The sequence below is a fragment of the Amycolatopsis dendrobii genome, from assembly GCF_014145675.1.
Lineage (GTDB): Bacteria > Actinomycetota > Actinomycetes > Mycobacteriales > Pseudonocardiaceae > Amycolatopsis > Amycolatopsis dendrobii.
In genome coordinates, this window is the sequence record NZ_JACGZW010000003.1 from 296,361 (window position 1) to 308,949 (window position 12,589).

The window sequence follows — 12,589 nt, forward strand, 5'->3', positions numbered from 1 at the left end:
GGGCTCCGTCACACGAAGAGCTGCTCCGCGATCCGGCGGGCAGCGGCATCGGCCGTGGCCACGCACGCCGGCAGGCCGACGCCGTGCAGCGTGGCGCCCGCCACGGCAAGGCCCGGGACATCCGCCACTGCCGTCTCGATCCGCGTCACCCGCTCCAGGTGCCCGGTGCCGTACTGCGGGAGGCCGCCGCCCCAGCGGGTCACCAGCGTGTCAATCGGCTTCGCGGTGACGCCGGCGAGGCGAGCCAGGTCCGCGCGGACCGCCTCGACCAGGGAATCGTCGTCGCCGTTCAACGCGCCGGGCTCGCCGAACCGGCCCACCGAACCGCGCACCAGCACCGGTCCGGCGTCGCCGAGGTGAGCCCACTTGTTCGACGAAAACGTGAACGCCTTGGCCGCGTACGGCACGCCTTCCGCGTCCCGCTCCCCCGCGCCGATGAGGATTCCGGACGCGTCAGGCAGCTCCGTGCCGGGCGGGAACGCGAACGCGACGACCGCCATCGACGCCAGTTCGACCTCGCCGAACGCGGTCGAAGCCGCCGGGGCTACGCCGTCGAGCAGTTTCCGGGCGGCCGGTGCGGGCACTGCGAGCAGCACCGCGTCCGCGTCCACCGGGCTGTCGGCAGGCGCGTGCGCTGGCGCGGCAGCACCGAATTCGAGACGCCAGCCGGACGGCGTCCGCGTCAGCGCGCGGACCGTTGACGAAGTGCGCAGCTCAGCGCCGGAAAGCTCCAGCAACCGGTCGAGCAAGCCCCGCAAGCCGCCGGTGAGACTGCCGAAAACCGGTGCGGTGCCCGGCGTTTGCGTTTTCGGCAGCAGCGACGACGCGGCCTCGGTGAGCGAACCCGCTCCGCCCTCGATCGCGTTGGCCAGGCCGGGCATCGTCGCGCGGAGGCCGAGACCGTCGGCACCGCCCGCGTAAACGCCGCCCAGCAACGGGTCGACCAGCCGGTCCACCAGTTCGTCGCCGAAGCGCGTGCGCAGCAGCGGCCCGAGCGGCACATCGCCTTCGCCCAGGTCGACCGGGCCGAGCGAACGTTCTTTCTCGACCGCGCTGCGGCCGTCTTCGGACAGCACGCCCGCGACCGAGTCCGCGGACGCCGGGACTCCCATCACGGTGCCGGGCGGCAGGCTCTGCACCGAACCGCCGGCGTGGATTTTGGCGCGCGCCTTCGTCGGATGCACCAGGCGATCGGCGAGGCCGACCTCCTCCACCAGCGAAACCACCTCGGGCCGCCGGGCGAGGAACGCTTCGGCCCCGACGTCGTAGCTGACTCCGCCGACCTCCGCCGTGCGCAGCTTCCCGCCGATCGAGGCCGTGCTCTCGAAGACGGTGATCGTGACCCGGTCGCCGAGCAGCCGGCGCACCCGGTACGCCGCGGCCAGCCCGGAGATCCCGCCGCCGACGACCGCGACGTGTTTCACAGCGAGTGCACCAGGTCGACGACCCGCTTCAGCACCTCCGGGTCGACGCCCGGCAGCACGCCGTGGCCGAGGTTGAAGACGTGCCCGCGAGCGGCGCGGCCCTCTTCGACGATCCGGCGCACCTCGGCCTCCAGGACCGGCCACGACGCGTACAGCAACGCCGGGTCGAGGTTGCCCTGCACCGACACGTTGCCGCCGAGCCGGTGGACCGCGACGTCGAGCGGGATCCGCCAGTCGACGCCGACCACGTCCGCGCCCGCCTCGCGCATCGCGCCGAGCAGCTCGCCGGTGCCGACGCCGAAATGGATCCGCGGCACGCCGTACTCCCCGGCCACGGCCAGCACCCGGGTCGAATGCGGCAGCACGAACTCGCGGTAGTCGCGCTCGGACAGCGCACCGGCCCACGAGTCGAACAACTGCACCGCGTCGACGCCCGCCTCGAGCTGGGCGCGCAGGAACGTGGCGGCGATGTCGGCGAGGCGCGCGGCGAGGTCGTGCCAGACCTCGGGCTGCGAGTGCATCAAGGCCTTGGTGTGCTCGTGGTTGCGGCTCGGGCCGCCCTCGATCAGGTAGCTGGCCAGCGTGAACGGCGCGCCGGCGAACCCGATCAGCGGGGTTTCGCCGAGCCGCTCCACCAGCAGCCGGACGCCCTCGGCGACCTTCCCGACCTGCTCCGGTTCGAGCTTCGGCAGAGCGCGCACGGCGTCCGCGTCGCGCACCGGCGAGGCCACGACCGGGCCGGTGCCGGGGACGATGTCGATGTCGACGCCCGCCGCCTTGAGCGGGACCACGATGTCGCTGAACAGGATCGCCGCGTCGACGCCCAGCCTGCGGACCGGCTGCATCGTGATCTCGGCGAGCATCTCCGGGTCGAAGCACGCGTCGAGCATCGGCACGCCCTCGCGCAGCGCGCGGTACTCCGGCAGCGAGCGGCCTGCCTGGCGCATGAACCACACGGGAACGTGCGCGGGCCGCTCCCCGCGCGCGGCGGCGAGGAAAGCCGAGCCGGGCAGAGCGCGACGGGGCGAAACGGACGGGGCGCCGACGGGCGCGGACGAAACCTGAGGCACGAACCCCATGGTCCCACGCGGGCCCGGCAGTCCCGGGCCGCCCCGTGCCCAACGAGCCACAACCCGGTTTTCGCGGCAGCGGCATTCCCACGGCCCGCTTCGGATTCGGTGCCCTCCACCGGATCGCAGTGCCGCATTCGTTGCGTGTCGCGTCGGCCGCGGCGTTCGTTGCCTCCGGCGCACCCGGCACGGCGTTGGCTCGCCGAGTCCCGTCATGCACCCGAAGCGGCGTCGGGCGCACAGGACGGAAGAAGAAGAAGGCGAGGCGTGACTGGACGGACGGCGGGGCAGAACTGCGGCGGTCATCGAGGCGAGAGCAAGGCGGAGTGGGCAACGAGACAGCGGGGCAAAGCGGAGTGTGCAGTGAGGCCGGCTGGGCAAGACCGGGCGGACAGCGGGGCTGCGGCGCGACGACGGAGTGGACAGCGACCCGGCACGACAAGGCGGCAGGCGAGGCGCGACGGTTCTCCCCGGGCTCGCCACTCAGAGGCCTAGAGCGGCTGCCCAGGGCCACGCCGCCATCGCCTCGCGCAGCGCGCCCGAACGCACGGAGTCTCGTGAGTGTTTATGCCGGTTAGAACCGGCATAAACACTCACGAAGGGAGCGGAGCCGAGTGCCCCGCGGAGCAAGCGTGCGGCGCAGTGGAGCGCGTGGGGCATTGGCCAGCCGAGCCGTCCCGCGGGTCGCGGGTGGGTCTCGCTCGGCGCGCCTGCGTCCGCAACCGGGTGTTGCCGCCCTACAGTCGGAGCGTGACCGCGATGACGCCAGTGCCCGAGCTCTTCCGCGAAGCCGTCGCGGCGCTGCAAGCCGTCCGGCCGCGCCCGGAGATCCGGCTGGAGACGATGCGTGCGCCGCAGCGGCTCGCGCCGTGGTCCTATGCGTTGAGCTGCGAGGTCTCCGGCCCCGCGGACGTGCTCGCGTCCGGCAGGCTGGTGCTGCTGCACGACCCGGACGGCCAGGAGGGCTGGGACGGCGTGCTGCGGCTGGTCATGTACGTCCGCGCCGAACTCGACCGCGAGCTGGCCACGGATCCGTTCCTTCCCGCGGTCGGCTGGTCGTGGCTCACCGACGCGCTGGAGGCCTCCGGGGCGTCGTGGAAGGCGCTCGGCGGCACCGTCACCGAGACGTCCTCGGCCCGGTTCGGCGACATCTCCGGTCCCGCCCGCACGGACGACCTCGAACTGCGGGCGTCCTGGACCCCGACCGACGCCGCGCTCGGGCCGCACGGGCTGGCGTTCTGCCAGGTGATGGCGAGCGTCGTGGGGCTGCCTCCGGTGGGCGTCACGCTGTTCGAGCAGCGGCAGAGCTCCTGATTTCCTAAGTTCACCCGGTCGGGCAGCGTCTTCGCGGCGCTTGCACGCGCACGAACGCGCCTTCCCGGGCGGATCCGGGCCCTCGCGGCGCTCCGCGGGGATCTTCGGCGGGGCGTCCGGGCGTCCGCGGCCGACCGTCCATCGTGGACTGCAGGCGGCACTGCTCCGGATGCCGCACGTTCGTGGCCGGGCGTGATCACAGGCAGTGAACCCCCGGTAACCAGCTTCGACGCGGTCGCGGACCCCTTCCCGGCGCTTCCGGCGAGGCGCGGGCGAGCGGGCAGGATGCGCGGCAAAACGTGAAAGAAAATGATCTTGCCCCGGCCGGGGCGCATTTCCGGGCCCGGACCGTCGGGACGGCAGCCCGGCTCCGCAAGCACCCGCAGGTGCACGGGCCATCTGCACGCCCGTTTCGTTGCCGGTAACTCAGGTGCATCGCAGCCCGGTCGCCAGTCGTTAACAAGACTCCGATCGTTAGTCCGATCGTGTTACAACGACCTCGCTGAGTGACGAACTGTTTCGGATAGATACCCATTCGATCCCCCCGCAACGGCGTCCGGACGGCTACAGTGCCTGGGACGACACCACTTTCGGTCTAAAGCTGGCGCGGCTGAACGGCCGAAGGTCCCGGTGCCGGTCGGGGGGCACGACCGACTCCAGGGAGGTAGTGACGTGGCTACCGTCGGCTTATCTCAGGCCGTCCGATCCACGCCAGCCGGCGCCTTGCCGGCGAGCATGGTTCCGCACCCGCGGGAAGAGCTTTTTTCCGTGTTGGTGGTCGATGACCACCCGCTGTTGAGGGAGGCAATCGCAGCACGACTCGCACAAATGGGTGCGGGCACCGTCCACGAAGCCGCCACGGTGGCCGAGGCGAGGGCGCGAGCACAGGCCACCGGCCCGTGCGACCTGGCGATCCTCGATCTCGGACTGCCGGACGGCAGCGGCATCGAGCTGGTTACGGAACTCCGTAGCCACGGCTGGCCGCGCGTGGTGGTCCTGGCATCCTCCGACGACCCGTACGCGGTGCGCTCCGCGTTCCAGGCCGGAGCTCAGGCGTACCTGCTGAAGTCGGCGTCGCCGGTGGTGGTCACCGACGGCGTGCGCCGGGTTCTCGAAGGCGGCGTTTACGCCGACCCGAGCGTGGCCCCGGTCCTGGCGACCGGCACGCGAGTGGCGGGCACCGACAACACCCCGCGCGAGCTGTCGGCTCGCGAGGTGGAGGTGCTCCAGCTCGTCGCGGACGGGCAGTCGAACAAGGAGATCGGGGAGGAGCTTTCCCTCTCCGCGCTCACCGTCAAATCCCACCTGTCCCGCATCGGGCGCAAGCTCGGCACGGGCGACCGGGCGCAGATGGTCGCGCTGGCGATGCGAGCCGGCGTGATCCGCTGACGACGACGAACCACGTCCCTGCGGGGCGGGCGGACCAGGCGCGGTCCACCCGTCCCGTAGGGTCGTCGGACATGGGAACTGCACAGGCGGACGGAGCGCGGACCGGAGACGAGACCACCGAGAACTCCGGGGCCTCCCGAACGCCGGTGCTGCTCAGGGAACCGGCGGAAGGCACCCCTCCGGTCGTGGCCGATCCCGACGCGCTCGCCGAGGCGTGCGCGCGGCTCGCCGCGGGCACGGGTGCCGTCGCCGTCGACACCGAGCGGGCTTCGGGCTACCGCTACTGGCCGAAGGCCTATCTCGTCCAGCTGCGCCGCGAAGGCTCCGGCACGGTGCTGATCGATCCGATCGCGCTCGCCGACGACCTCGCCCCGCTGCGGGACGTCCTCAACGACACCGAATGGGTGCTGCACGCCGCGTCCCAGGATCTGCCGTGCCTGGCGGAACTGGACCTGCGGCCGCGATCGCTGTTCGACACCGAACTGGCCGGGCGGCTGGCCGGGTACGAACGCGTCGCGCTGGGCACGCTGGTAGAGCTGCTGCTCGGGTACACGCTCGAGAAGGGGCACAGCGCCGCGGACTGGTCGAAGCGTCCGCTGCCGATCGACTGGCTCAACTACGCCGCGCTCGACGTCGAACTGCTCAACGAACTGCGCGCGAAACTCGAGACCGAACTGGCCGCTCAGGGCAAGCTGGAGTGGGCGCAGCAGGAGTTCGAGGCGGTGCGCACCGCTCCCCCGCCCGCGCCGCGGGCCGAACCGTGGCGCCGGACGTCCGGGGTGCACAAGATCCGCAGCCCGCGCGGCCTCGCCGCGGTGCGGGAGATGTGGCAGGCCCGCGACGAACTGGCCCGCAAACGCGACCGCGCGCCGAGCCGGATCCTGCCTGACAGCGCGATCGTCAACGCGGTGACGTCGGACCCGAAGACAGTCGAGGAGTTGCAGGCGCTGCCGGTGTTCAGCGGACGCGTGCAGCGCAAATACACGGCCAGCTGGCTGCGGCACCTCCAGGCGGCCAAGGCGTTGCCGGCGAGCGAGCTGCCGAGCCCGAGCCAGCCGTCCGACGGTCCGCCGCCGGTGAACCGCTGGGCCGACAAGGACCCCGACGCCGCCGCCCGGCTCGCCGCCGCGCGTGCCGCTTTGGCCGCGATCGCGGAGGACCGCAAGCTGCCGGTGGAGAACCTCCTGCTGCCGGATTTGGTCCGGCGCACCTGCTGGCGTCCCCCGGCCGACCTCGCGGAGGACTCGGTCGCGGACGCGCTGCGGGCGGGCGGGGCGCGGCCGTGGCAGGTGGAGCTGACCGCGGCGGCGCTGAGCAAGGCGTTGCACAGCACGGCTTCCTGACCCGGGCCGGTGGTTCAGACCTCTAGCTGAGGTTGAGACCCCGTCACAAACGGCGGCGTGCCGGTCGGCGGTATCCGAGCGACCGCGCCACGCCGGTGGCTGTGGTGACCACCGCGGGCACCAGATGGGCCACCGAGGTCGTCTCCCGGCGGCCCACGACCGCGACCGCCGCGGTAACGCGGGAGGAAGCGTCTCGGATCGGGGCGGCGACGGCGACCGCGTCGTCGGCGAGCTGGCGGTCGGCGACGCAGTAGCCGGTGCGGGCGATGTCGGCGAGTTCGGCGCGCAGGGTCTCCGGGTCGGTCGTGGTGTGCGTTGTTTCCGCCGGGATCGGGCTGGTCAGCGCGGATTCGCGGGTATCCGCGGCGGCGTGCGCGAGCAGGACGCGGCCGGTGGCGGTGGTGGTCGCGGGAAGGCGGCTGCCGGTCGTGGTCAGGATGCCGACCGAGCGGTGTCCGGCCAGCCTGGCCAGGAACACGACGTCGGTTCCGTCCAGCACGGACAGGTGCACGTTTTCGCCGGTCGCGTCGAACAGGTCGCCGAGGTACGGCAGCGCGATTTCGCGGATCGACGCCCTGGCCAGCGACAGCGAGCCCAGCTCCCACAGTTTCAGGCCGAGGTGATAGCCGCCGTGTTCGTCGCGGGCCAGCGCTCCCCATTCGGCCAGTTCGCCGACCAGGCGGTGCGCCGTGCTCAACGGCAGGCGCGCGGACTGGGCGATTTCGGTCAGGGAAAGGACCGGCGTCCGCGGGCTGAAGCAGTCCAGCACCGACAGCAGCCGCGCCGCCGCGGTGGGTCTGGCTTCCATGTGGCGGAAGTCTGATTGAGGCCGGGCCGCGACGCAAGCGACACTGCGGGCGTGGGTCGGCCAAACGAGGAACGCACCGAGTCGGTTTTGATCACCGGGGCGGGATCGGGTCTCGGGCTGGGAGCGGGATTGACGCTCGCCGCGCGGGGACACCGGGTGTTCGCCACCGTCGAACGGGACGACCAGATCGAGCCGGTCCGGACGGCGTTCGCCGAACGCGGGCTCGCCGCGGAGGTCTCCCGGCTTGATCTGCTCGACCCGGCTGATCGCGAGGCAGCGGCGGCGCTCGACGCGTCGGTTCTGCTCAACAATGCCGGATTCGGCGCGGAAGGACCGCTTCTGCGTACGGATTCCGCAGTGGTCCGGAAGACGTTCGAGGTCAACGTCTTCGGCACGCTGGAGCTGACGCGGCTGGTCTCCGACCGGCTCGTCGCCGCCGGGCGGGGCGGACGGATCGTGTTCGTGACGTCGGTGGCCGGGCTGTTCGTCGCTCCCGGCGCGGGCCCGTACGGGGCGAGCAAGTCCGCCCTCGAAGCCATGGCACAGGCGGTGCGCCAGGAACTGCGGCCGCACGGCATCGAAGTCCGGGTCGTCGAGCCCGGGCCGTTTTCCACGGGGTTCAACGAAAAACTCGTCGAGAACGCACCTGCCTCGGACCACGACTTTTCGGATTTCCTCGCCATGCAGCGCGATCCGGAGCCGGCGATCGAGACCATCGCGCGGGTGGCGGTCGAATCCGGGCCGTACCGGACGATCGTGCCGGGCGAGTTCGGCCGGATCGTGCGCGAACAGCAAGATCGGCTGTGGGCCGAGACCGACCTCGTCGACCCGTGAGAAAGTGCGGTCGGCGCGAGAAGAACACCAGTACGAGACAGGAGCACATGACAGTGAAGATCGCGGTTCTCGGGGGCGGGCACGGTTCCTGGGCCACGGTGGCGGAACTCGCCGAGCACGGCCACGAAGTGCGCTGGTGGCGGCGGAACGCCGAGGCGCTGGAAGCGGTGCGCGCGACCGGAGCGGTGGGCGTCCGGGACTACCGGGGTTCCCGATCGGTGCCGGTGGGCGACGGCGCCGGGGAGATCAACCCGGTGACGGACCTCGCCGAGGCGGTGCGCGACGCGGCTCTGGTCGTGCTCCCGCTGCCGTCGACCACGCACGACGACCTGGCTCCCCGGCTCGCCCCGCTGCTGGCCGAGGGCCAGGTGGTGTTCCTGCCGCCGGGCACGTTCGGTTCGATGGTGTTCGCCAAGGCCGTCGCGGCGGCGGGCGGGAGCTCGGAGATCGCGTTCGCCGAAGCCGGGACGCTGCCGTATCTCGCCCGCCGGCACGGGGACGCGGAAGTGGTGATCAGCGGGTACGCGACCCGGCTGCCGACCGGGGTTTTCCCGCTGCGGCTGGCGGAAAGCGCGTTCAAGACGCTGCGCGAGGCGTACCCGAGCGTCGAGGACGCGGGCGACGGGCTCAGCGGTGCCCTGATGAACGCGGGTCCGATCATCCACCCGCCGCTGATCACGATGAACGCCGGTCCGCTGGAGCATTTCGCCGCCTGGGACATCCACAACGAGGGCACACAGCCGTCGATCCGGAGCGTCACCGACGCGCTGGACGCCGAGCGGGTCGCGCTGCGCGAAGCGTTCGGCTACGGCGCGCCGCACTTCCCGCTGGCCGACCACTACGCCACCGACGGCGAAGAATGGATGTACGGCCGCTCGGCGCACGAAAGGCTCACCGACAGCGGCGACTGGCGCGAGAAGATCGACCTCCACACGCATCGCTACATGGTGGAAGACACCCGGCTCGGGCTGTCGCTGCTGGTGTCCGCGGGCCGGTTCGCCGGGGTGCCGACGCCGGTCGCGGAAGGATTGCTGGCGTTGGGTTCCGCCATCACCGGCCGCGATTTCTACGCCGAGGGCCGGACCTTCGAGAACCTCGGCCTGGCGGATCTCGACCGCGCCGGGCTGACCAAGCTGCTGCAGGACGGAGTCCAGTCGTGATCGCCATCGTCGGCGCCGGGCGGATGGGCGAGGGCATCGCGCTGGCCTTCCTCGCGGCGGGACATCCGGTGCTGCTCGCGGACGTCAAGGACCGCACCGAGGAAGAACGCCAGCTCCGGCGCGACGAGGTGCGCAAGCGCCTCGCCGACCGGCTGCGCGCGATGTTCGGCCACGCGGACGCGCTGGAAAGCCTGACGCTGGGCGACCGTTCGGCGAAGGAGCTCGCGGACGCGACCGTGGTGTTCGAGGCCGTGCCGGAGGTCATGGACGTCAAGCGCGAGGTGTTCGGCTGGCTCGGCTCGCAGGTGCCGGAGTCGGCGGTGCTGGCCTCGACGACGTCGACCTTCCTGGTCACGCAGATCGCGGAGCTCGCCGACCGGCCGGAGCGGGTCGTCAACGCGCACTGGCTCAACCCGGCCGAGCTGATGCCGCTGGTCGAGGTCAGCCGGAGCGACGCCACCGACCCGGCCGCGGTCGACCGGCTCGTGGAACTGCTGCGCGAAATCGGCAAGGTGCCGGTGGTGTGCGGGCCTGCCGCCGGCTACATCGTGCCGCGGCTGCAGGCGCTGCTCATGAACGAGGCGGCGCGGATGGTCGAGGAAGGCGTGGCCGGACCCGCCGAGATCGACCTCGCGGTCCGCGCCGGGCTCGGGCCGCGGTTTTCGGTGCTGGGCCCGCTGGAATTCATCGACTGGGGCGGCGGCGACATCCTGTACTACGCCTCGCGCTACCTGACCGGCGAACTCGGCGAGCGGTTCCGGGCGCCCGCGATCGTCGAGGAGAACATGACCGGGCAGCGGCGCGGTCTCCAGGACGGGGCCGGGTTCTACCGCTTCGACACGGCCGGGGTCCCGGACTACCGGGCGGCGCGGATGCGGGAGTTCGAGGACATTTTCCGGTTGCGGGAACCGCATTTGCGAGACGGGACGCCGGTTCCGGAGCGTCCACAGGAGTGACTTTCGGTTGGCGGCCGCGGGTTCAGGCCCGCGGCCGTCAGCACTCCGCGAGCCATCCGGTTGCCTGGGCGACGCGTGGATGGGCTTCGCCGAGGACTGCTTTGAGCCCGGCTGCCACGGATTCCAGCTCTGCCGCCGCACCCGCTCGGTCGCCTCGCCGGGTGGCGGCCCGGGCCAGCGTCGCGCGGAGGCCGAGCACCATCGGATGTCCCGCCGGCCAGGCACCAGCGGCCAGCACCGCCCGCGCCGACTGCTCGGCTTCGGCCAGATTTCCGCTCTCCACGCAGGCTCGCGCGAGCACGCTGCGGATGGTCAGCGCGCCTCGGCCCCGCGCTTGGCCCAGAGCCTGGCGGAGCAGGTCGGCTGCCTCGGGCGCTTGCGCGGCCAACAGAAGAACGGCGGCCAAGGACTCCCCCTGCGCTGGCCGCTTCTCGAACAGCTCGCGCATCGGAGCGATCGCCGCCTCCGGATCTCCGATTTCGGCTCGCACCACCAAAAGGAGCCCGCGGAGCGCGTCTCGTTGCTCGTCGGTCTCGCAGAACGCGTCCTCGGCTGACAGCAGTTGTTCGGCCGTCTCGTAGCGGGCGAGCGCGCGCAGCATGATGACCTTCCGGCGTCGTCCGGCTCTCGTCAGGGCGTGCGCCGGGCCGAGTTCGGCGGCGCAGTAGTCGACGTGCGCGTCCAGCACCGCGAGCGCGTCCTCGTACTGCGCTGCCACGCCATAGGCTTCCGCGAGGAGCAGCCGGGTCTTGAACGTCCCTGGCTGGCGCGCGCCCCAGGTTTCCTCGAACGCCTCCGCGGTGCGTTCCAGCAGCGGGATCGCCTCCGCCGGACGGCCTTGCGACATCTGGCAATACGCCAGATTCGCCCACGCGGCAAGGGTGTTCGGCTCGCGGGGGCCGAATTCGTCCGTCAACGCGGGCACGAGATCCGTGTAGTGCCGCTCCCCCGCCGCCCAGGTCTCGTTCTTGAGCAGCAACTGACCCAGCAGGAGCCGCCGACGCAGGTTCGGCACGCTCTTCGGGTTACGCGCCTTCGCGAGGGCGGCCTGCAGTGCGGCGACCTCGTCGGCCGGTTCTCGCTTCGTGCGGAAGAGTCCCACCGGGACAGTCTGCCTGCCCCGGAGATTCAGTCCTTCTTCAGCCACCCGGCGACTTCGACGACATCGGGATGCTTCGGACCAAACGCCTCCGTCAACCCCGCCGCAACGGCAGTCAGCTCCCGATCCGCTTCCTCATCCCGGCCGCGTTCCCGGGCCGCCCGCGCCAATGTCGCCCGGGCACCGAGCTTCAGCGGGTGTCCGTCCGGCAGACCGTCGGCCGCCGCGATTTCTCCGGCCAGGGTCTCCGCCGCGTCGAGCTGGCCGCTTTCCAAGTACGCGCGGGCCAATTCCCCGGCCGGGCCCCACTGTTGCGCCGCCGGTTGCGCGGACAGCACGGCGCGGTACAGCTCCGCCGCTTCCGCGGGTTCCCCGGCGCGCAGCAGCACCGCGGCGAGCACCTCCATGAATTCCGGCGTGCGGTACTGCTCGGCGAGTTCCCTCACCTTGTGCCGGACGATCTTCGCGTCACCGGCTTCGGCGCGGATCAGCAAGCCGACCGCGCGGGCGCTATCGCGTTCGTAGTCGTCTCGCGGTTTACGGGACAGGCCGGAGTTCAACGAGCGAGCCTCGTCGTATCGGCCGAGTGTCCGCAGCACGCTCACCTTCCGGCGCGCGCCCGCGATGGTCAGCTCGTGGTACTCGCCGAACTTGGCCACGCACGCGTTCAGGTGCCTGCTGAGCACGTCCAGCGCCTCCTCGTACTCCCCGGAGAGCGAATACATCTCCGACAGCACCAGCTGTGCCTGCAGGGTGGCCGGGTCGTCGGGGCTGACGGCCTCGTAGATGTCCACTGTGGACTCCATCAGGTGCACCGCGTCCTCGATCTGGCCCAGCGCGGCCTTCGCGGTCGCCAGGTTCAGCCACGCGCCGAGCGTGCCAGGGTGCTGTTCGCCCTCGACCCGAACCTGGGCGTCGGCGAGTTCGGTGTAGTGCTCCGCCGCCGCGGGCCAGTCGCCGGTTTCCACCAGGAGGATGCCGATCCGGTGGCGCATCGCGAGGCTTTCCGGGGAATCCGAATCCGCGGCTTTCGCCAGTTTCTTGCGCAGCCGCGCCATTTCGGTCGCCGGGTTCGCCCGGAAAAGCGCCATTGCCGTCCCCCGTCCGGTTGGTGCGTTCCCGCCAGTGTGCCGCATGCCACAAGACCCCGGGAGTGTGCCGTCCCCCACTCGACCGGGCCACTGCACTGGTT

11 protein-coding genes are annotated in these 12,589 nt (G+C 71.6%); 6 read left to right on the forward strand and 5 right to left on the reverse strand.

From position 1 onward, the window contains the following. Window positions 1–8 precede the first annotated feature (8 nt). Together hemG and hemE are read right to left on the reverse strand one after the other, a co-directional pair. Entirely contained in the window at window positions 9–1,424 is a 1,416-nt protein-coding gene (gene hemG / locus H4281_RS09560) for a protoporphyrinogen oxidase (protein ID WP_182890513.1), read from the reverse strand. Then, on the reverse strand, window positions 1,421–2,503 hold the full coding sequence (hemE, locus tag H4281_RS09565) for a uroporphyrinogen decarboxylase (RefSeq protein WP_182890514.1): 1,083 nt from the start codon (window positions 2,501–2,503) through the stop codon (window positions 1,421–1,423). The genes hemG and hemE overlap by 4 nt, the downstream gene beginning before the upstream one ends. Window positions 2,504–3,244: 741 nt before the next feature. Here hemE and H4281_RS09570 point away from each other — a divergent pair. The 3 genes from H4281_RS09570 (at window position 3,245) to H4281_RS09580 (ending at window position 6,540) form a co-directional block, all read left to right on the forward strand. Beyond that, on the forward strand, window positions 3,245–3,808 hold the full coding sequence (locus H4281_RS09570; protein WP_182890515.1) for a DUF3000 domain-containing protein: 564 nt from the start codon (window positions 3,245–3,247) through the stop codon (window positions 3,806–3,808). Window positions 3,809–4,480: 672 nt separating this feature from the next. Continuing rightward, window positions 4,481–5,197, forward strand: coding sequence for a response regulator transcription factor (locus tag H4281_RS09575; protein ID WP_033291604.1), 717 nt, complete (start codon window positions 4,481–4,483; stop codon window positions 5,195–5,197). Between the two features lie 71 nt (window positions 5,198–5,268). Further along, window positions 5,269–6,540 carry a ribonuclease D gene (locus H4281_RS09580; RefSeq protein ID WP_182890516.1) on the forward strand — a complete coding sequence of 424 codons (1,272 nt, stop codon included), beginning with the start codon at window positions 5,269–5,271 and terminating at the stop codon, window positions 6,538–6,540. Window positions 6,541–6,583: 43 nt separating this feature from the next. On the opposite strand, the gene H4281_RS09585 is transcribed toward H4281_RS09580, so the two are convergent. Beyond that, entirely contained in the window at window positions 6,584–7,348 is a 765-nt protein-coding gene (locus H4281_RS09585; protein WP_182890517.1) for an IclR family transcriptional regulator, read from the reverse strand. Between the two features lie 51 nt (window positions 7,349–7,399). Between H4281_RS09585 and H4281_RS09590 the strand changes: the two genes are divergently transcribed. The 3 genes from H4281_RS09590 to H4281_RS46555 are packed head-to-tail and all read left to right on the forward strand — an operon-like array spanning window position 7,400 to window position 10,298. Further along, complete coding sequence (locus H4281_RS09590) at window positions 7,400–8,182, forward strand: SDR family NAD(P)-dependent oxidoreductase (RefSeq protein ID WP_182890518.1); 783 nt, start codon at window positions 7,400–7,402, stop codon at window positions 8,180–8,182. A 47-nt stretch (window positions 8,183–8,229) separates the two neighbouring features. Then, window positions 8,230–9,342, forward strand: coding sequence for an NAD/NADP-dependent octopine/nopaline dehydrogenase family protein (locus H4281_RS09595; RefSeq protein ID WP_220506953.1), 1,113 nt, complete (start codon window positions 8,230–8,232; stop codon window positions 9,340–9,342). Then, on the forward strand, window positions 9,339–10,298 hold the full coding sequence (locus tag H4281_RS46555; protein WP_182890519.1) for a 3-hydroxyacyl-CoA dehydrogenase NAD-binding domain-containing protein: 960 nt from the start codon (window positions 9,339–9,341) through the stop codon (window positions 10,296–10,298). Before H4281_RS09595 ends, H4281_RS46555 begins: the two co-directional genes overlap by 4 nt. Before the next feature lie 37 nt (window positions 10,299–10,335). Here H4281_RS46555 and H4281_RS09605 read toward each other — a convergent pair whose 3' ends face one another. Beyond that, window positions 10,336–11,400: a tetratricopeptide repeat protein gene (locus H4281_RS09605; RefSeq protein WP_182890520.1), complete on the reverse strand. Its 1,065-nt coding sequence runs from the start codon at window positions 11,398–11,400 to the stop codon at window positions 10,336–10,338. Between the two features lie 26 nt (window positions 11,401–11,426). After that, window positions 11,427–12,488, reverse strand: a complete 1,062-nt coding sequence (locus tag H4281_RS09610; protein ID WP_182890521.1) for a tetratricopeptide repeat protein — start codon at window positions 12,486–12,488, stop codon at window positions 11,427–11,429. Window positions 12,489–12,589: the final 101 nt, after the last annotated feature.